The following is a 17,957-nucleotide window of genomic DNA, read 5'->3' as shown; positions in this document are numbered from 1 at the left end:
TTTTCCAATGCTATAAAGCAAATTTGTCTATCAAATCTATTAGAGCAGCGATTTCAGGTTTGCTGATTTGTGCATCAGCCCTGACGACTTGCCCTTTATGGCGCAGGCTATCCGTAATCAATGAGGAGAAAATAATGACTGGCAATACAGTAAGTTCGCTATTTTCCTTGATTCTTCTAGTTAGATGATGACCGTCCATTTGAGGCATCTCAATATCAGTAATCACCAATTGCACTTCTTCAACAACCTGCTTTCCTGATTCGATCAAACTCTCTAAATAATTTAATGCATCTAGCCCATTTTCATAAAACACTAGGTGTTTAAACCCCGCTTCTGACAATGTATCAAACAGTAGCTTTCTCAGTAATGGAGAGTCCTCTGCAATAAGTATTCTCTTTTCTGAATTTTGCCGGTGACCCAGCTTTTTAACCTGCTGGACGCTGATTCCTGAATCCGGATTGATTTCAACCACTACTTTTTCAAAATCAAGTAACAAAATCATTTCACTGTTTAATTTTATTACACCGATAATCTGACTTTCCAATCCCTGATACATATCGGAAGGCTTTTCAATTTGAGTCCATGAGATGCGGTGTATCTGTGTCACCGTATGGACATGGAACACCACTTTTTGCTGATTGAATTCAGCGACTATGAATTTATCTTGCTCTGGTGTTCCCGATGCTGGAAATCCTAGGGCATCCGCTACATTTACAACCGGTAGTACCTCCCCGCGAAGCTCAATAATTCCTTCAACATTTGGATGTGAATGAGGAACAAGTGTTATATGTACTGGATTAATGATTTCCTTTACCTTAATTACATTAATGCCAAATTTATTCTTTCCTATGCCGAATTCAACAATCTCTAGCTCATTCGTTCCACTTTCTAGTAAAATCCCTTTATTTGCTTCCATTGCTTTACCTCGCCCTCCCTTACTTTTTCATATATATACCATCATCTAAAATAATATTTTTTTGGTCAAATAGTCCCTACGATGATATTTTAAATGAACTCATACCTAATAATTCGGTTTCTTTCGTCTTTTGTTTAGTGCAATGGTAGGAAAAATAGAATCAAGAAGAGATTATCTATTTAAGCCCAACAAAAAAAGGGAGCTCATATCAGAGTCCCTTTTTTCCATGATCATTTTTTGACTACTACCGTTCCTGCAATCATATCGTGAAGTGCCTGTTTTTTCGATGTAAACCCTGCCATGATATAGCCGATATAAAAGATCATCCCTGATATGATCGTCGCAAAATAACGCCCTGTAGCTCTACCAAACCCTATTCGTCCTCCATTTAAATCCGTCACTTTAATATTTAGGAGTATTTTTCCGACGCTGCCCTGCCATTTCGAGGAATGTAATAAAGTATAATAAAGAAAGCTTATAAGTAAAGATAAAAATAGAATGATAATTGCTCCTGCCATGAAAACGAAAATATCACTCAATGATGCCTCGTAATTAGGATCGATTGTCGATTCCTGTAATTCCATCATCGCGCCACTCCAAAAAATACTTACAAAAACCGATATGATTCCGGTAGGGATCCCGATTATAATACCATCAATAATATTCGCGCCAAAGCGCAGCCAAAATCCAGCATACTCTCCTCTTTCCACTGGGCTTTCAACAACCCCAACTTCCATTTAAACACCTCATATTCATAAATTTGGTATTTTATTCTTTTTTTAATTATATCAAAATAAAGTATCAAATTAATATAGATTTCATTGAAAAAAGCAGATTAGCTGGATATTTTTAGCTCTTTCTTGATCTTTTTCTAGGATTCAGCCAACCTTTTTTAACAAAGTATAAAAACATCATCAGCGCAATTCCCCCCATCATTCCGAGGACCAGGAAATAGCCATAGTGCCAGTTTAATTCGGGCATATATTGAAAGTTCATCCCATACACACCTACTATAAAAGTCAGCGGCATGAAAATGGTAGTAATGACAGTCAAAGTCATCATCGTCGAATTCATATTATTAGAGTTAACAGACAAATAGCTATCCCGGATATCAGATGAAAAATCCCGGTATGATTCCAACATTTCGGTTAATTTAAGTAGGTGATCGTAAACATCATTAAAATACAGATGCTGATCTTTTAAATAATTAAGCCGCTCGGACGAAATCATCCTGTAAAGTAAATCACGCATCGGTAGTATAGTCCGGCGAAGTTTTGACATATCCGTACGTAAATCAAATAACTGATCCATCAAGTCTGTAATGGTTTCATTTTCGGTATTATCCTCGATACTACTTAATTCGCTTTCCATTTTATATACAGGTGGAAAAAATTCATCGACGATCCGATCAATCAATCTATGCATTAGAAAAAAAGGACCCTGCTTTAGCATGTTATTTTGATGGACTTCCTTCCACACCGTCTCAAGTTCAAGCAACTCCTCCTTATGAAATGTGACTAACCATTTTTCGCCCACAAACATATCAAGTTCGACAGCTCTAAAGACCTTTTGCCTGAGAGCATGTATAACAATAAATTGGTACCCCTCATAAAAATCCATTTTTGGACGCTGGTTAAAGTCATCCAGACAGTCTTCAATAGCCAGCGGATGAAAGTGAAAATGACTCGATAAAAGTTCAATTTCCTTTTCTGTAGGATTTGAAAAATCTACCCAATACCACTCAATATCCGGATTATTCATTTCCACTAGTGGCAAATCAAAATTGACTTCCTGATCTGAAGTTATAGCACAAGTCCTTATCATATGTATCAACCCTCAAAATTTTCTTAATTCTCATTATACCTTTATTTCATTAATCTCAAAAAGTATTTCTCCCCCATCCAAACTAAATGATAAAATAGAGTGAATCCGTCAAACATAGTACATAATCTCATGAAGTATGAAAAGGGAGGATATTCATAGATGGAGCATTTAGTAAACCCTCTAGTAAAAGAAGTTCAAATATCAGGAATCCGTAAATTTTACAATATGGTCGCTGATATCGAAGGAACCATTTCCTTAACGATAGGACAGCCAGATTTTCCAACCCCGCTGCATATTAAAGAAGCGGCCAAACAAGCTATTGATACTGATTATACGGTTTATACTCATAATGCCGGTTATTTAGAATTAAGGGAAGCCGCATCTGAATATGTAAAAGATAAATACCAGCTTACCTATGATCCAGCAAATGAAGTCATAGTGACTTCAGGTGCAAGCGAGGGTATCGACGTTACATTCCGGACTATTCTCACCCCCGGGAATGAAGTGATACTCCCTGGCCCTGTATATCCAGGCTATGAACCGATTATCAAAATGTGTGGAGCAGCCCCTATCTATGCGGATACAACCAAAAATGGATTTCGTTTAACTGCAGATATCATTGAACAATACATAACTGATAATACACGTTGCATCGTTCTGCCGTATCCTTCAAATCCAACTGGAGTCACATTGTCTGCTGACGAATTAAAGGATATCGCCGAGCTCGTACGGGGCAAAGATATCTTCATTTTGGCGGATGAGATATACAGCGAGCTCGTATTTGATCAAAAACATGTATCGATTGCCACTTATTTAAAGGACCAAACCATCGTCTTAAACGGTTTATCCAAGTCTCATTCGATGACCGGTTGGAGAATAGGCCTTCTATTTGCGCCTGTAGCTATCTCTCAGCATATTCTAAAGGTCCATCAATATAATGTGACCTGTGCCTCTTCCATTTCTCAAAGAGCTGCTTTGGCTGCTTTAACAGCAGGCAAGGATGATGCCCTTCCCATGAAGTCCGAGTATGCCCTGAGAAGAGAATACGTATACAACCGCTTACAAGCAATGAATTTAGAAATAGTCAAACCAAATGGTGCCTTTTACTTCTTTGTGAAGCTGCCTGAAGGTTTCACTTCTTCACTTGAATTCTGTCTCAAACTTGTGAAACAGGAAAAAGTGGCTGTAGTCCCCGGTGATGCTTTTTCTTCACTAGGTGAAGGGTACTTTAGGATTTCATATGCGTATTCAATGGAAACTCTGAAAATGGCTTTAGACCGTATTGAAGCTTTTTTACTTAAGAATAATTGAACAAAAAAGTGGCCTTCAAATGATTGAACTATTGAAGGCCACTTTCCTATTCTTAAAAATTTTCATGCTACTAACAATTCTCCACAAAACTTATTATTTGGTTAATATAATCTCCGTATAAACCGAATTTCGCGATAACCTTCTTCCTTATTTGTTGTCGTAAGGCTCACCTCAACGATCGATCCAAGTAAATCTGCCATCACTTCTTCAAATTCCTTTGCGGAGCGCGGCTTCGAATGACCTAAACTTTTTAACTCACGCATCAGAATCTGGAAACCGGCATTTGTTTCAATATGGCTGAATTTCACCGGCAGAATTAGTGGACTTTCATTCATTAATTTTAACTCCCATCGAATGGGCTTTGTTTGGTTAATGGTTTTTTCGCGTTTAAAACCTTCAATCCGGACAATGTATCGGCCATCTTCTAATTCTTGAAATTTCATGTTAATGTCATCGAATTCGCCCATAAACGATCGCTCCTTTTTGTAAAGGCTGTCGCTTTCAGCTTATTCAAAAGAAAGAGAAGGTAGCACTTTAATTATTATAGTGTTTATATAAAGCCTGAGTACCGCTATTTTCCTCGCCCGTTTCTGCAAGGTTCTCATATAAGGATTTGCTCAAGGTTAATCCAGGAGCATCCATTCCCATTCTTTCCGCTTCATCAAGTGCAATTTTCATATCTTTAATAAAATGCTTGATATAAAAACCAGGTTCAAAATCACCTTTGACCATTCGAGGTACAAGGTTAGACAGTGACCAGCTTCCGGCAGCCCCCGATGATATGCTCAGCAGAACGCGGTCTGGATCCAAACCGGCCTTTTTGGCATAAGAGATCGCTTCAGTAACCCCGATCATATTAGATGCAATTGCAATTTGATTACACATTTTCGTGTGCTGTCCCGATCCCGCTGGACCTTGATAGACAACATTGCTGCCGATGATATCAAAAATTGTCTGAATAGCTTCGAAGGCCTTAATGTCTCCGCCGACCATAATGGTAAGTTTTGCATCCCGTGCACCGATATCCCCTCCAGAAACGGGGGCATCAAGTGCTTCCATGCCTTTTTTCTTCGCTTCTTCAGCTATTCTTACGGCCAAAGAAGGCGTGGACGTAGTCATATCAATTAAATAGGTACCCTTTTTTCCATTCTCGATAAGCCCATGTTCACCAAGATATATTTCTTCGACATCGCTTGGGTATCCAACCATGGAGATAATTACGTTAGTTTGCTGTGCGATTTCCTTAGGTGTTGTTGCCCATTTTGCCCCCTGAGAGATTAGATCGCTTGCCTTTTCTTTCGTCCTAGTATAGACATATACCTCATATCCTGCCTTTAGTAGATTGCCGGCCATGCTTTTTCCCATTACTCCTATACCAATAAATCCGATTACTGTGTTCATTTTCGTCAAGACCAATCTCCTCAATTCTACTTATATTAATTACTTTATTAAATAGACTTTACCATGCCTCCATCAACTAAATAGGACTGGCCAGTTAAGTATGTATTAGCCCCTGAGACAAGGAAAGTAACGAATCTCGCAAATTCCTCAGGTTCCCCATAACGGCCAAGAGGGATTTTATTTATCGATTTTTCAGTAATTTCTTCAGTAGTGACTCCCTGTTTCTCTGCATTAAATTGATCAAGATGCTGAATGCGGTCTGTTGCGATTCTACCCGGACCAACCGTATTGATTAATATCTGGTCTGGAGCTAACTCAGAAGCTAACGTTTTTGATAATCCAACAATTGCAGTCCGGAATGTATTCGATAATACAAGTCCTGGAATCGGCTCCTTAATAGACGAAGAAGCAATATTAACAATTTTACCACCTTGTTTTTTTAGATGTGGCAGGCTCTCTCGAATCGTCCGAATGAAGCTCAGTAAATTCAGTTCGAAAGATTGTTGCCATTCTTCATCATTGAAATCAGAAAATGCACCCCCTGGAGGACCTCCAGCGTTATTAATAAGGATATCAATACCCCCAAACTCTACTGCAGTTTGCTCAACTAAGGTTTTAATATCTTCAGGTTTTGTTATATCCGTTACCATATAAGCCACTTTGCCTGCCCCAAGCTGTGATAATTCTCTTTGCACAGCCGCAAGTTTTTTTTCATCACGGCTGGCAAGCATGACATTGGCTCCTTCTTTAACTAGTTCTGCCGCTATTGCCTTCCCCAATCCTTGGCTTGAAGCCAAAATCAAAGCATTTTTCTTTTGCAAATGTAAGTCCATTCCAAATCCCCCATTTTCATTAAAATATACTTTCATTATATCGTTTCATTTGAAAAGTGAAAAATCTGAATAATCATTTTTCGTGTGTTTTTTTGAAGTTCTCTTAAAACACACAAAAAATTGCCGGTTGGGAAGCCCAACCGGCGTCAAAGGGGGAAATGAGAATGTCAGCTGCTCTAATCGAGCTAAACAACTGTGCTTGCTTTTATATACCCACATGGTGTTTCATTAAACATTTTTTTAAAAAAAGTAATATAAAATTTTACAGCACTCCATCCGAGGATTTCTCTGTGGATGAAGTGCTGACTTTTTTGATTATATATTTACTGCTTTAAGTACAGCTTCTTTCACTTTATCATTTGTATCCATCACCAAAACATCCTGAGACAGTTTTTTCATGTCATCAAGCGAAAGTTGGCTAATCAAGGAGCGTGCTTTTAGAATCGAAGTGGCACTCATGGAAAATTCGTCGAGACCCATTCCGATTAAAATTGGAATAGCTACTTCATCTCCTGCCATCTCGCCACACATTCCAGCCCATTTTCCTTCTTTATGAGCTGCATCAATGACCATTTTAACCATGCGTAGAATCGCTGGATTATATGGCTGATATAAATAAGAAACTCTCTCATTCATTCTATCAGCAGCCATTGTATACTGAATCAGGTCGTTCGTGCCTATGCTAAAGAAATCGACTTCCTTAGCAAAAATGTCTGCCATAACCGCAGTTGATGGAATTTCAACCATGATTCCGACCTCAATTTTCTCAGCAACTTGGACACCATTATCAAGTAATTCTTGCTTCACTTCTGCCAAGATGGCTTTAGCCTCCCGGAATTCAGATAATGTAGCAATCATCGGAAACATGATCTTTAAGTCTCCGTAGATACTTGCCCGAAGCAGGGCACGAAGCTGGGTCCTGAAAATCTCTTGCTCATTTAAACAGAGACGAATCGCGCGGTATCCAAGGAATGGATTCATTTCCTTAGGAAGCTGTAAATATGGCAACTCTTTGTCTCCGCCTATATCAAGCGTTCTGACGACAACAGACTTTCCTGCCATACCTTCCAGTACAGTTTTGTATGCTTCGAACTGCTCTTCTTCACTTGGAAAGTCATTTCTGCCCATATAAAGAAACTCCGTCCGATATAAGCCGATTCCTTCACCGCCATTTTGGCGAACACCTTCTAGGTCCTTAGGCGTGCCGATATTGGCAGCCAGTTCAACATGATGACCGTCTTGTGTAGCCGTTTGTTCATGAACTAGCTTCGCCCACTCAGCTTTTTGTGAAGCATAGGCTTCCTGGGACTCTTCATAGCGTTTCACGAGTTCAGGGGTAGGATTAATATGCACTTCACCCTTCAATCCATCTACAATGATCAAATCGCCATTTACAATGGAATCGGTTACCGATTTAGCCCCAACAACAGCTGGGATTTCTAATGAACGTGCCATAATTGCTGAATGAGATGTACGTCCACCGATATCGGTCGTAAATCCTTTAACGTAAACTGGGTTCAATTGAGCTGTATCAGAAGGCGTCAAATCCTCAGCAATGATGATCACTTCTTCAGCAATCATGCTAGGATTCGGAATATGTACGCCTAAAAGATGCGACAGCACCCGTTTCGTAACGTCACGAATATCTGCAGCACGTTCCTTCATATATTCATTATCCATTTGTTCAAACATAGTAATGAACATGCTTGCAGTTTCATGTAAAGAAAACTCAGCATTGACGTTTTCCGATTGAATTTTATCCTGAATTGGAGTTATAAGTTCCGGATCAGCCAATACAAGTAGGTGTGCGTCAAAAATGGCAGCCTTATCTGCTCCTAAATCCTGTTCGGCTTTATCCCTTATTACTTTTAATTCAACTGTTGATTTTTGAATAGCTTCCTTAAAACGGGATATTTCCGCCTCGACATCTTCTATGCTTCTTTTTTCAACTGATAATTCTGGTTCAATTAGTCGATAGGCTTTAGCGATGGCTATTCCGTTAGAAGCTGCTATTCCACTTATCAAAGTGGACATTATTCTGCTAATCCTTCTCTGTTCAATGTGTCAGTTAGTGTTTTAAGAGCATCATTTTCATCGCTTCCTTCAGCAGAAATAGTAATTTCTGCTCCTTTACCAATACCTAGAGACATTACACCCATAATAGACTTAAGGTTCACTTTTTTCTCTTTATGTGCAAGGTTAATTTCTGAATCAAACTTTCCGGCAGCTTGTACAAGCAATGTAGCTGGACGAGCATGTATACCTGTTTCTGCAGTTACTGTAAATGTTTTTTCTACCATATAAATCAATCTCCTTTAAGATAAAATAACAAAAAATAGGTTATGTAAGCGGTATTCCCTATTCAGTTAGAAAAAGTAACGAAAAAAGAAATGCCCTCTTCCTTTTCAGAATAGCATTATCATACCCAACAAACAAACCAAAACTATCTAGTACCTAAAAAATAGTACAAAAATATGGATAGAACTGCAACTATTACTTTTCAGGTTCTTTAATGTTTAAATGGATAGCTGTGCATTTTTGGTAAAAAAAGCTCTAAAACTCAGCATAATGAAAAGAATCACAGTTAACGAAACACTGCCGAGAATACCAATCAGTATGGCAATTTGGTACTCAATTGCGATGAGTGGACTGATCCCCGACAGAATTTGCCCTGTCATCATTCCTGGAAGGAAAATAATTCCCATACCGAGCATATTGTTCAGGGTGGGCAGCACGGCTGAATCAAATGCTGTATCGACATATTTTTTGACCGCTTTTGCTGGAGTGGCTCCAAGCATCAACATTGCTTCTACCTTTTCACGATTACTAGTAATCCCGTCATGCAGGTTTTTTAACGCTAATGTAACTCCAGTCATCGCATTCCCGACAATCATTCCTGCAATCGGGATAAAATACCGCGGCTCATACCATGGAGTGAAATGAATGACGACTAGATTAAAATAAAACAAAGCGGCCAAGGGTCCTGTCAGCATACTAAGAATAACCATTCGTTTGATTTTCTTATTAAGCGTAAATGATATTTGCTTAAAAATATTATGGATTGAGAAAAGGGACATCGCACATAAAAACCCTATAGAAAGTAATGGGTTTGGATTTTCAAATATATAAGTTAATACATAACCGGCGAGAATGAGTTGGACCGTCATCCGAACCGTAGCGAGAATGATTTGCTTTTCCCGTGAAATGCCGCGCCACTTCACGATAATAAGAAGCAGCACAACAAATAGATAGGCCGCACATAGACGCCAGAACTCAATATCTATTATCCCGTTACTGTCCATTAATAGTCCCCCTCCTTCGTCTTTTTCAGAATGATCATCTTTTCAGCACATATGTCCGCAAGTTGTTTGGAATGGGTAATCATGATGACCGTTCCTTTTCCTCGCTTCACTTCTGCTAAAAATCTGCTCATGACCTTCAATTCTGTTTCCTCATCAAGCCCTGCTGTCGGCTCATCCAGCAAATACACTTCGGGTTTTAACAAAAGTAATCTTGCCAGTGCCAGCCTTTGTTTCTCACCGCCAGACAGAATCTCCGCATCATCGGATAAAGACTTCTGCAATAGAACTGTATCAAGGGCTTTCACGAACTCTGCCTTCGCTTTCTTTTCTCTATCTGTCAATTCTAGACCCAATTGAAGATTTTCTTCAATCGTGCCCGGTATAGTGAAAGGTGTCTGAGACAGCATCGTGACTTTACGACGATGCTCTATCGGATTGAGGGTATCTAGCAGCTGATCTTGATAAAAGACCGAGCCGCTGTCCGGTTCATTCATTCTGTTCAATAATCGGAGCAGTGAAGTTTTTCCGGCTCCACTTTCTCCAGTCAAACAAGTAACCCTATTTGCTGAAATTTTCATACATTCAATATTTAAAATACCTTTATATCTAATCTTTTCTAGCCTAAACATACTTTTTCAAGCCTACCTTTCATTATCCACGATTTTATTATAAGAAACATTCGTCATCGTAGATAGTAAAGTTTGTAAAAACTTGATGAGTTTTCATTTTCTTTCCCATTTTAATAGGTTAGTATTATTCCTGCCCACATATCCATGACTACATGGAAAATATCTTTGAACTGGAGGCTTAATAATGAACCGTAATTCCTTTTCTCATTCTTATCTGCATGTGCTTCTCCTGATTGCCATCTGCATGATCACTTTAGTTGGCTGCCAGGAGGTATCAGATAACTTAACTAATGAATCAACTAATCAAGAGGATTCGACGTCCAATTCAGACACAAAATCCAGCAGCGATTCTTCAAATGAAGAAAAAGGCAAGACGTTCACTGCCAAGATTGTCAGGGTCATCGACGGAGATACAGTAAAAATTAAACTGCCGAGTGGAAATGAAGAAACGGTCAGGCTTCTATTAATAGATACACCAGAAACCGTACATCCCTCCAAGCCTGTTCAGCCTTTTGGACCTGAAGCAAGCAAGTTCACCAAAGAGTTAATGCCTGCAGGCTCGGAAGTCGAAGTAGAAACCGGCATCAGTGAGAGAGATAAATATGGACGGCTGCTGGCCTATTTTTATGTAGATGGAAAAATGGTGAATAAACTCCTGCTTGAAAAAGGACTAGCCCGTGTCGCCTATGTTTATGCCCCGAACACAAAATATATTGATGAATTAGAGGGTATTCAGAAACAAGCCCAAAAAGAAGAGATAGGCATCTGGTCGATAGAAAACTATGCAACCTCAAAAGGATTTGATGATTCGAATACTGAAGTAGTAACAGAGAAAAAAAACGCTAAAAGCTCATCCTGCAGTAAACCTGAAATTAAAGGTAATATAAATTCTAAGGGCGATAAAATCTATCACATACCTACTGGCCAATATTACGAAATAACTAAACCAGAAGAACTTTTTTGTACCGAACAAGACGCTCTAAATGCTGGATTCCGTAAATCGCAGCGTTAACAAAATACATCACCCTGAATTATTTTTGCTAGATCTCACATAAAATACAAAAGGTGAAATGGGTACATATCTGTTCTTAGTATTAGTTCCCGCTAGGTAAAATTCCAGACTAATCTTCAACTTATCGAGAAAGTCGACCTCTATCTATTACTAACTTTTATAATTAATAGTGATGACATTAAACTGCGTGAGAAAATTATCTGGTAAAAGAAAAGAACAGCTCCATATGTTTACGGCTTTACTTTGAATGAAGATGAAAAGTCATCAACCAGATCTGAAAACCTGTCGGAAAATGAATTAGTAAATTTATTTAACACATCCAAGCATTTGGATGTGTTTTTTATTATTTGATCATCCCGAACATACAAAAATCCTTACAATACTTCTAAATTTCACTTTTCACTTGATTAAATTACTATTTAAAGTCATAAAACTCATCTTTTATTTCATCCATTTTACCATTAGGCTATTTCGCTATTGCTGGGAGAATTACTTAAGGTAAAAGCACCCGGGAATACATGTAAAGTGCACTTTTCCAAAGGTGTAGCCTAATGGAAGATTTCTCAGTTGTAACGGTTGAATTCACCCCGATGATTCATCACATTATCCGCTCTCTCTCAATCTATAAAAATAAGGATGATTTTTTCCAAATTGGTTTGATTGCCTTATGGGAGTCATATGAGAAGTTCAATGAAGAAAACGGAAAATTCTCGAACTTTGCTTATACCGTAATAAAAGGCAGAATCATTAACGAGCTAAAGCGTCATCATAAATATGAAACACATACCAGGCCATTTGATTCCGCTATCCTTGAAATTAAGGACCGTTTTACCATGAATGAAGAGGCTTTCGTTTTAGAAAATATCTTAATCTATACGGAAACCTTGACACTAAACCAGCAACGGCGGCTACTCCATACATTTATTGGGAATAAAACCATATCCGAAATTGCTGATATGTATCAGGTAACCACTGCAGCCGTTAAATCATGGCGCAAATCCGCCCTCCTTAAATTAAGGAAAAAAACGGATTTTTCTTGGTAAATAGGACAAGGGGTGGCTCATCATACTGAGCCACCCCTAATATCCATTCCCTTAACTTCTCGCTTCTTCTAAATAAGTATAAATTATTTCACCGGTATGCTGGGCATTTCCTCGAAAATGTTTAAAGTCTTCTCTTTTCACAAGCACTTCACGAAAACCTAAAAAGTCTTCCTTTTTTATCCTGAATTCATCCATTTCACGGTTTGCCAATTTATCAAGTACATCTTTCGCTTCTTGAGCATCCATTCTAATATCCTCCTTAATTTTTAATCGTTTCAATAATAATCAGACAGGAGAAATTCCGTTTCTATTTTAACATAAGCCTAACTCCAAATATAAATCAGATTTTTTTGTTCCTTACTTTACTACATTATTCTTTACGAATCACCCAAAATAGTGCAAACTGTATAGTAAAATATCATAATGTAAATTGATTGGCATTTTAAATACCATCTATTTACATAAAGGTTGGCATAGCTGCGCTTACATAAGATACCAAAATATGCCATATCATTACTACTGCTTTATTCAATTTTTACTTTCTTTAAAAGTTCAACCTACTGCTCTGCCGACCGAAGAGATATCTAATTCTCTTACTTGCACTCCCCAGGTCAAAATCTAAACGGCAAGATGTTCGAATAATCCAATTACTCCATAGTTACTTTTTGATCATTGAAAATGAAATGGGAAAGGATGATTACCATGAAGAAAGCGGAAGTCGGAAATATCATTGAATTTAGAGAAGGCTTACAAGGAATCGTCGAGAAAGTGAACGAGAACTCAGTAATCGTGGACGTCACGTATATGGAAAATTACCGTGATTTAGAACTTGAACAGAAAACGGTCGTCAATCATAAGAACTATAAAATCATAGGGTAATTTAATGTAATCAAACGGAATGGTTTCTCAAACCATTCCGTTTTCACTTTAGTTAATTAATAATTCGTTCAAATCTGTTATTTTTTGTAACTTTTTTCATTTCATACCGTCTATATATAAAAGTTGATTCATCACCAGACCTTTGGAAGGCATGAAATCACTTAACACACATTAGAAAACATTCCAGAAAGTTGAGGAAAAAAGATGACTAATTGGACACCTTATTTAGGTGGAGCCACATTGGCTGCATTTCTGCTGACTGGCTGTGGGACAACCACAGATGATAAGACGGCTGAGCCACAGGAAGATTCAGTGAAGGAAGAGAACAAAGGCGGTGCTTCTTATGGCAATGATAGCAATTCCGACCATAACAACAAAGTAAGACTAATGGAACAAAATCTGCAATATACAAGTAATGGGGAGGCTAAAGAAGAAACAGCTTTCTTAAAAAATAGCGATAATCAACCATTCAGCCTCTATGTTCTGCAGCAATATAAGTTAAGTGCTGAGGAGCCAGGTAAAGATATAGTATTCCTGACTACAGATGACTCCATTTTTATGAGAATTGAATTATTAACGGGTGATGTTAATTGGGATGAAGTCGAAGAAAATGTCCAAACCCAACTGAAAAGTCTTTCAGAAACAATTGAGGATCCAGCACTTGACGTTGATAACGGGTCGGGGTTTGAAGTCGTAAGAGGGGATGATGTGATTACATCCATTTTGCTCAAAGGTGAAAAATCCCCTGTCCGCTTAACAATGTTCACTAAGAGGAATCAAGATTACCGAGATGCCTTTCTAGAGATGGCTAAAACGCTGATGAGAAAATAATAATTCATTGACTCCAGACGGAGGGAAAAGCCCATACCTTCTTTTCCCTCCATTTTTCATTTCTCCTTCCCTGCCTTGCTTTTCCAGACCAGCATTAAAAAAAGCAGACTTATGTATCCAAATACTGGATAGATATATCCTAATAGCCTTCCATATCCGTATTCACTGATGATCAAAGCTATTAAAAAAATAATAGCTATGATTAGCATGCTTGGTACTTTAAAATAGCTGCTAATTTGCCTTTGTAATCCATAAATATTCCCAATAACCGAAGTGAAGATTTCCCCGTAAATCACCAAAATAAACATCCAATATAACTGCCCAGCTGCAGTTCTCATAATAACCGCCGAGGGAATTTCATAGCTAGTTACATCTGGAAGTGTCATAAGTGAAAAATGCCCAGTTAGTAAGATTATTGTGAGAAAGATACCGCCAAGGATGGCCCCATGCTTAATAATCTTTTCGTCGCGGACTTCATTGGCAACCGGAACCAGAACGGCCTGCGCTAAAGCCAGGTTAAAGGCTGTATATGCAAATGGGGAGAAAATCATTTTCAAGGAAATCCCTTCATCAGGAACTTGCGTAAGAAAAGACAAAAAGTCACCATTTCCCAAAGTAGAGAAAAAGAGAATCAAACTAAAACAGATCATGATTGGAACAACAAAAGAATTGACTGTAAAAACGCCGCGCATCCCCATCATCAGAACTAATGATGCCAAGATGATGGTAGACCAGCTTCCCACACTTTTAGGAACGCCAAGTTGTTCCTCGAAAACTGCCCCTGAACCCGAAATCATGACGGCCGTCACACCTAACAGCATGATAAGGAAAAAGATATTGATGATTCCTGCTAACTTCTTACCGAATAAAAATTGATTGAACTCTTCATAAGAAGTAGCTCTTATCCTTGTAGAAATAAGCATGATCTTCGTTCCGGTAAAAATAAAAATATAACCTGCTATTAAAATCCCGATAAAGCCATAAATGCCATAACGGGTAAAAAACTCGACAATCTCTCTTCCAGTTGCAAAACCAGCTCCAACGACTGTACCTACATAAACGGCTGCAATCTGAAAAATCCCTGACCACCTTGACAGCATACTTTCCCCTCCTCCCTACATTTATATGTCAGGTGGAGGCATTTAAGACAAGCCAAGTAATATTCCCTATTGATTTAGGCTCTGTAAAATAATCTTGTTGATATTAAACTCTTTCAAACAATATATAAAGTAGACTTATTTTAGAGATGCCCCTTTTAAACTTTCTAAGAACATTAACCTTAAACACAGGACTGAGTAAATGAGAAATGAATAGTATCTAATAGCCCAAAACAATAGATACATGTTAGTTCACTTGGCAGGGAACGTAAAGAAAACGCTTAAGGAAAAATATCCTCAAGCGTTTTAACACAACGATTAAGTTGTGGCTCATCATGGAATTTATTGTGATACTTACAAAAAATATTTCCACTTAAAACTCAGCACATCACCTTTTATAATGTTTGATCATCGACAGAGGAAAGCCATTCATCGATCACCTTGACCACGGACTGAACTGTCCCATCAGCAAATGGTGACTTCAGATTCGCCGATTCTACGAGACCAAGGAAAGACTTGCTGCCTCCAAGTTGGCACAGATTCAAATAATCTTCCCAAGCCGCCACATCCCCCTCTACTGATCTTTTCCAAAATTGGAAGGCGCAGATTTGAGCCAATGCATAGTCGATATAATAAAATGGAGACTGATAGATATGGCTCTGACGCTGCCAATATCCTCCATTTTCTAAAAATTCATTTCCTTCATAATCACGGTGAGGCAAATAATCCTTCTCGATTTTACGCCACGCCTGTCTTCTTTCAAGTGGAGAGGCGTCGGGAGTTTCATAGACGAAGTGCTGAAATTCATCCACAGCTACCCCATATGGCAGGAATACAAGTGAGCTACTTAAATGAGAGAACTTATACTTTTCTGTATCTTCTTTAAAAAACAGCTCCATCCATGGCCATGTAAGAAATTCCATACTCATCGAATGGATCTCACAAGCCTCATATGTAGGCCAGTAATATTCCGGAATATCGTGGTTACGGCTCCGGTATACTTGGAATGCATGACCCGCCTCATGTGTTAATACATCTATATCTCCGGAGGTCCCATTGAAATTTGAAAAGATAAATGGAGCTTTGTAATCTTCTATGAAGGTACAGTAACCACCACTTTCTTTTCCCTTCTTCGCCACAAGGTCCATCAAATTGTTATCTATCATAAAATTAAAAAACTCATTCGTTTCAGGTGAAAGTTCACGGTACATCGTTTTGCCATTTTCGATGATCCACTCAGCATCACCTTTAGGGATCGCATTCCCCGTTCTAAATTGAAAATTTTCATCAAAATAGCATAGATTCTCCAATCCAAGCCGTTCACGCTGACGTTCCTTCAATCGGGTAACAAGCGGTACCACATCCTCTCTCACCTGCTTACGGAATGCAGCAGCCATCTCCGCATTATAATCAGTCCTTGTCATTCGATTATATCCGAGCTCGACGAAATTTTCATACCCTAGCATAGTCGCAATTTCATGCCGTACTTTCACAAGTTCATCAAATATTCGATCCAATTCTGCCTGTTGTTTTTCAAAGAAGCTGTAATATGCTTCACTTGCATTTTTTCTTAACTCACGGTCCGCTGACTCCATAAAAGGCTGAAGCTGTGCAAGTGTACGCTCCTCTCCTTCAAATTCAATTTTTGCAGAGGCGATTAACTGTGAATATTCGCTTGATAGTTTATTTTCTTTTTGCAGATGCGGAATAATCTCAGGTGAAAACGTTTTGAGTTGGGCCTCTGCCAGGTCAAATAGTTGTTTCCCCCATTTCATCTCAAGCTCCCGACGAAACTTCGACCGAACAAGCTCAGTATAAAATATGGAAGTCAGCTCCTCCATTTCAGGAGAGAATTCATCTAAATAGTCGTTCTCAGCTTTATAAAATTCATCATTTGTATCAATGGAATGTCGAATATAGACCAAATTTAACATGGTACCTACATAATTTCGAATTTCATTTATTTCTTCCATCGCTTTCACTTGAATGTCTATTTCTTGTGCATCCCTAAACTTCTCCAAAACTTTCGTGAACTTCGATTTGATTTCATCCATTTCAGGACGTTTATATTCATACTCATTAAATTTCATATGTACACTCCTTTTTATACATTTTATCTAAGACATTTGCCTAAATACCACAATTACCATCAATAGAAGCCGTCTTATACATCCTCCTTTTAATGGTTATCGTGATATAGTTAAATTCGCCACAGTAAAAAGAAAAACCTGCCTATACCTAGAAACAAATACGGATTTCCCTAGCCATGTTCCCCCTTGTATGTGCTAACCAAACCAGGTAAACCCACAGGTTTATTTGTGCGAGAAAATCGATAAAACGACCAAAAAAAACCAGCACCTAATTTATTAATTAAAGGTGCTGGTTTAATAAGCTACTTTTGAGCGGAATAACCAATTTTTTTAAGTAATTCTATCACAGTAGCCTTTTCCTCTTTTGTGAGAACACTCATGATATCATCGATTCTTTTTTCATGCTCAGGAAATACTCCTTCAATAAAGGCCTTTCCCTTATCCGTTATTTTGGCAAAAGTTACACGGCGGTCTTCTTTACATGCTATCCGCTGTAGATATTCCTTTTGTTCGAGCTTATCCACGACATATGTTATACTACCGCTCGCGAGCAGGATTTTTCCACCTATTTGCTGAAGAGGTTGATCACCTTTATGATAAAGCAATTCTAGTACTGCAAACTCTGTTGGATTCAAACCCTCTTCAGCTATATGTTTATTTACAACATCATTAATGGACCGATGAGCTCTCGACATCACAATAAACAGCTTTAAAGACTGTTGGATGTTATTATTCTCCATAACTTCACAACCTTAAAATTTTTAATTAAAATATCTTGAATTAAAAGTT

At 38.3% G+C, this 17,957-nt stretch carries 19 protein-coding genes; 5 read left to right on the top strand and 14 right to left on the bottom strand.

Features of this window, described 5'->3' with window-relative positions; translation table 11 throughout:
- Positions 1-10: 10 nt before the first annotated feature.
- From NST21_RS07710 to corA, 3 genes are all read right to left on the bottom strand, one after another.
- On the bottom strand, positions 11-916 hold the full coding sequence (locus NST21_RS07710; RefSeq protein WP_057213426.1) for a chemotaxis protein: 906 nt from the start codon (positions 914-916) through the stop codon (positions 11-13).
- Positions 917-1,146: 230 nt separating this feature from the next.
- Positions 1,147-1,653, bottom strand: a complete 507-nt coding sequence (locus NST21_RS07705) for an RDD family protein (RefSeq protein ID WP_056530606.1) — start codon at positions 1,651-1,653, stop codon at positions 1,147-1,149.
- A gap of 112 nt (positions 1,654-1,765) precedes the next feature.
- Positions 1,766-2,740: a magnesium/cobalt transporter CorA gene (corA, locus tag NST21_RS07700; RefSeq protein WP_053345141.1), complete on the bottom strand. Its 975-nt coding sequence runs from the start codon at positions 2,738-2,740 to the stop codon at positions 1,766-1,768.
- Between the two features lie 159 nt (positions 2,741-2,899).
- Between corA and NST21_RS07695 the strand changes: the two genes are divergently transcribed.
- Positions 2,900-4,051 (top strand): aminotransferase A, encoded by a 1,152-nt coding sequence (locus tag NST21_RS07695; RefSeq protein ID WP_340888584.1) that lies wholly within the window; start codon positions 2,900-2,902, stop codon positions 4,049-4,051.
- Positions 4,052-4,152: 101 nt separating this feature from the next.
- Here the strand turns inward: NST21_RS07695 and NST21_RS07690 are convergent, their stop codons facing one another.
- From NST21_RS07690 to NST21_RS07660, 7 genes are all read right to left on the bottom strand, one after another.
- Positions 4,153-4,518 (bottom strand): hypothetical protein, encoded by a 366-nt coding sequence (locus NST21_RS07690; RefSeq protein WP_056530615.1) that lies wholly within the window; start codon positions 4,516-4,518, stop codon positions 4,153-4,155.
- Positions 4,519-4,585: 67 nt separating this feature from the next.
- Positions 4,586-5,452 (bottom strand): NAD(P)-dependent oxidoreductase, encoded by an 867-nt coding sequence (locus tag NST21_RS07685; RefSeq protein WP_056530852.1) that lies wholly within the window; start codon positions 5,450-5,452, stop codon positions 4,586-4,588.
- A 47-nt stretch (positions 5,453-5,499) separates the two neighbouring features.
- Positions 5,500-6,285, bottom strand: coding sequence for an SDR family oxidoreductase (locus NST21_RS07680; RefSeq protein WP_116821748.1), 786 nt, complete (start codon positions 6,283-6,285; stop codon positions 5,500-5,502).
- Between the two features lie 315 nt (positions 6,286-6,600).
- On the bottom strand, positions 6,601-8,319 hold the full coding sequence (gene ptsP / locus NST21_RS07675; RefSeq protein ID WP_340888578.1) for a phosphoenolpyruvate--protein phosphotransferase: 1,719 nt from the start codon (positions 8,317-8,319) through the stop codon (positions 6,601-6,603).
- Positions 8,319-8,585: a phosphocarrier protein HPr gene (locus tag NST21_RS07670; protein WP_053345137.1), complete on the bottom strand. Its 267-nt coding sequence runs from the start codon at positions 8,583-8,585 to the stop codon at positions 8,319-8,321. Before NST21_RS07670 ends, ptsP begins: the two co-directional genes overlap by 1 nt.
- A 216-nt stretch (positions 8,586-8,801) precedes the next feature.
- A complete protein-coding gene (locus NST21_RS07665; protein WP_340888576.1) occupies positions 8,802-9,587 on the bottom strand; it encodes an ABC transporter permease in 786 nt (261 codons plus the stop codon).
- Positions 9,587-10,165 (bottom strand): ABC transporter ATP-binding protein, encoded by a 579-nt coding sequence (locus NST21_RS07660; RefSeq protein WP_340892477.1) that lies wholly within the window; start codon positions 10,163-10,165, stop codon positions 9,587-9,589. The genes NST21_RS07665 and NST21_RS07660 overlap by 1 nt, the downstream gene beginning before the upstream one ends.
- Before the next feature lie 235 nt (positions 10,166-10,400).
- Between NST21_RS07660 and NST21_RS07655 the strand changes: the two genes are divergently transcribed.
- Both NST21_RS07655 and NST21_RS07650 read left to right on the top strand, forming a co-directional pair.
- The gene (locus NST21_RS07655) at positions 10,401-11,228 is read left to right on the top strand and encodes a thermonuclease family protein (RefSeq protein WP_056530624.1); all 828 of its coding nucleotides are present in this window, start codon (positions 10,401-10,403) and stop codon (positions 11,226-11,228) included.
- Positions 11,229-11,779: 551 nt separating this feature from the next.
- The gene (locus NST21_RS07650; protein ID WP_340888575.1) at positions 11,780-12,271 is read left to right on the top strand and encodes a sigma-70 family RNA polymerase sigma factor; all 492 of its coding nucleotides are present in this window, start codon (positions 11,780-11,782) and stop codon (positions 12,269-12,271) included.
- Positions 12,272-12,322: 51 nt separating this feature from the next.
- Here NST21_RS07650 and NST21_RS07645 read toward each other — a convergent pair whose 3' ends face one another.
- A complete protein-coding gene (locus NST21_RS07645; RefSeq protein WP_340888574.1) occupies positions 12,323-12,517 on the bottom strand; it encodes a hypothetical protein in 195 nt (64 codons plus the stop codon).
- A gap of 456 nt (positions 12,518-12,973) precedes the next feature.
- Between NST21_RS07645 and NST21_RS07640 the strand changes: the two genes are divergently transcribed.
- Both NST21_RS07640 and NST21_RS07635 read left to right on the top strand, forming a co-directional pair.
- Entirely contained in the window at positions 12,974-13,150 is a 177-nt protein-coding gene (locus NST21_RS07640; RefSeq protein ID WP_082527747.1) for a YkvS family protein, read from the top strand.
- Positions 13,151-13,354: 204 nt separating this feature from the next.
- Positions 13,355-13,981 carry a hypothetical protein gene (locus NST21_RS07635; protein ID WP_056530635.1) on the top strand — a complete coding sequence of 209 codons (627 nt, stop codon included), beginning with the start codon at positions 13,355-13,357 and terminating at the stop codon, positions 13,979-13,981.
- Positions 13,982-14,037: 56 nt separating this feature from the next.
- On the opposite strand, the gene NST21_RS07630 is transcribed toward NST21_RS07635, so the two are convergent.
- From NST21_RS07630 to NST21_RS07620, 3 genes are all read right to left on the bottom strand, one after another.
- On the bottom strand, positions 14,038-15,081 hold the full coding sequence (locus tag NST21_RS07630; RefSeq protein ID WP_340888572.1) for a YkvI family membrane protein: 1,044 nt from the start codon (positions 15,079-15,081) through the stop codon (positions 14,038-14,040).
- A 392-nt stretch (positions 15,082-15,473) separates the two neighbouring features.
- Positions 15,474-17,168: a M3 family oligoendopeptidase gene (locus NST21_RS07625; RefSeq protein WP_340888571.1), complete on the bottom strand. Its 1,695-nt coding sequence runs from the start codon at positions 17,166-17,168 to the stop codon at positions 15,474-15,476.
- Positions 17,169-17,470: 302 nt separating this feature from the next.
- The gene (locus NST21_RS07620; protein WP_053345129.1) at positions 17,471-17,908 is read right to left on the bottom strand and encodes a MarR family winged helix-turn-helix transcriptional regulator; all 438 of its coding nucleotides are present in this window, start codon (positions 17,906-17,908) and stop codon (positions 17,471-17,473) included.
- Positions 17,909-17,957: the final 49 nt, after the last annotated feature.

Source organism: Peribacillus sp. FSL K6-1552, from assembly GCF_038005205.1.
GTDB lineage: Bacteria > Bacillota > Bacilli > Bacillales > DSM-1321 > Peribacillus > Peribacillus butanolivorans.
The sequence above is the reverse complement of the archived record's forward strand: the minus strand, read 5'-3'. Positions and strand labels throughout refer to the sequence as shown.

Coding starts and splice junctions, on each gene's coding strand:
- NST21_RS07650 (WP_340888575.1), top strand. CDS start 11,780: ATGGAAGATTTCTCAGTTGTAACGGTTGAATTCACCCCGATGATTCAT.
- NST21_RS07645 (WP_340888574.1), bottom strand. CDS start 12,517: ATGGATGCTCAAGAAGCGAAAGATGTACTTGATAAATTGGCAAACCGT.
- NST21_RS07680 (WP_116821748.1), bottom strand. CDS start 6,285: ATGGACTTACATTTGCAAAAGAAAAATGCTTTGATTTTGGCTTCAAGC.
- NST21_RS07705 (WP_056530606.1), bottom strand. CDS start 1,653: ATGGAAGTTGGGGTTGTTGAAAGCCCAGTGGAAAGAGGAGAGTATGCT.
- corA (WP_053345141.1), bottom strand. CDS start 2,740: ATGATAAGGACTTGTGCTATAACTTCAGATCAGGAAGTCAATTTTGAT.
- NST21_RS07710 (WP_057213426.1), bottom strand. CDS start 916: ATGGAAGCAAATAAAGGGATTTTACTAGAAAGTGGAACGAATGAGCTA.
- NST21_RS07620 (WP_053345129.1), bottom strand. CDS start 17,908: ATGGAGAATAATAACATCCAACAGTCTTTAAAGCTGTTTATTGTGATG.
- NST21_RS07660 (WP_340892477.1), bottom strand. CDS start 10,165: ATGAAAATTTCAGCAAATAGGGTTACTTGTTTGACTGGAGAAAGTGGA.
- NST21_RS07630 (WP_340888572.1), bottom strand. CDS start 15,081: ATGCTGTCAAGGTGGTCAGGGATTTTTCAGATTGCAGCCGTTTATGTA.
- NST21_RS07635 (WP_056530635.1), top strand. CDS start 13,355: ATGACTAATTGGACACCTTATTTAGGTGGAGCCACATTGGCTGCATTT.
- NST21_RS07695 (WP_340888584.1), top strand. CDS start 2,900: ATGGAGCATTTAGTAAACCCTCTAGTAAAAGAAGTTCAAATATCAGGA.
- NST21_RS07685 (WP_056530852.1), bottom strand. CDS start 5,452: ATGAACACAGTAATCGGATTTATTGGTATAGGAGTAATGGGAAAAAGC.
- NST21_RS07625 (WP_340888571.1), bottom strand. CDS start 17,168: ATGAAATTTAATGAGTATGAATATAAACGTCCTGAAATGGATGAAATC.
- NST21_RS07690 (WP_056530615.1), bottom strand. CDS start 4,518: ATGGGCGAATTCGATGACATTAACATGAAATTTCAAGAATTAGAAGAT.
- NST21_RS07640 (WP_082527747.1), top strand. CDS start 12,974: ATGAAGAAAGCGGAAGTCGGAAATATCATTGAATTTAGAGAAGGCTTA.
- NST21_RS07665 (WP_340888576.1), bottom strand. CDS start 9,587: ATGGACAGTAACGGGATAATAGATATTGAGTTCTGGCGTCTATGTGCG.
- ptsP (WP_340888578.1), bottom strand. CDS start 8,319: ATGTCCACTTTGATAAGTGGAATAGCAGCTTCTAACGGAATAGCCATC.
- NST21_RS07655 (WP_056530624.1), top strand. CDS start 10,401: ATGAACCGTAATTCCTTTTCTCATTCTTATCTGCATGTGCTTCTCCTG.
- NST21_RS07670 (WP_053345137.1), bottom strand. CDS start 8,585: ATGGTAGAAAAAACATTTACAGTAACTGCAGAAACAGGTATACATGCT.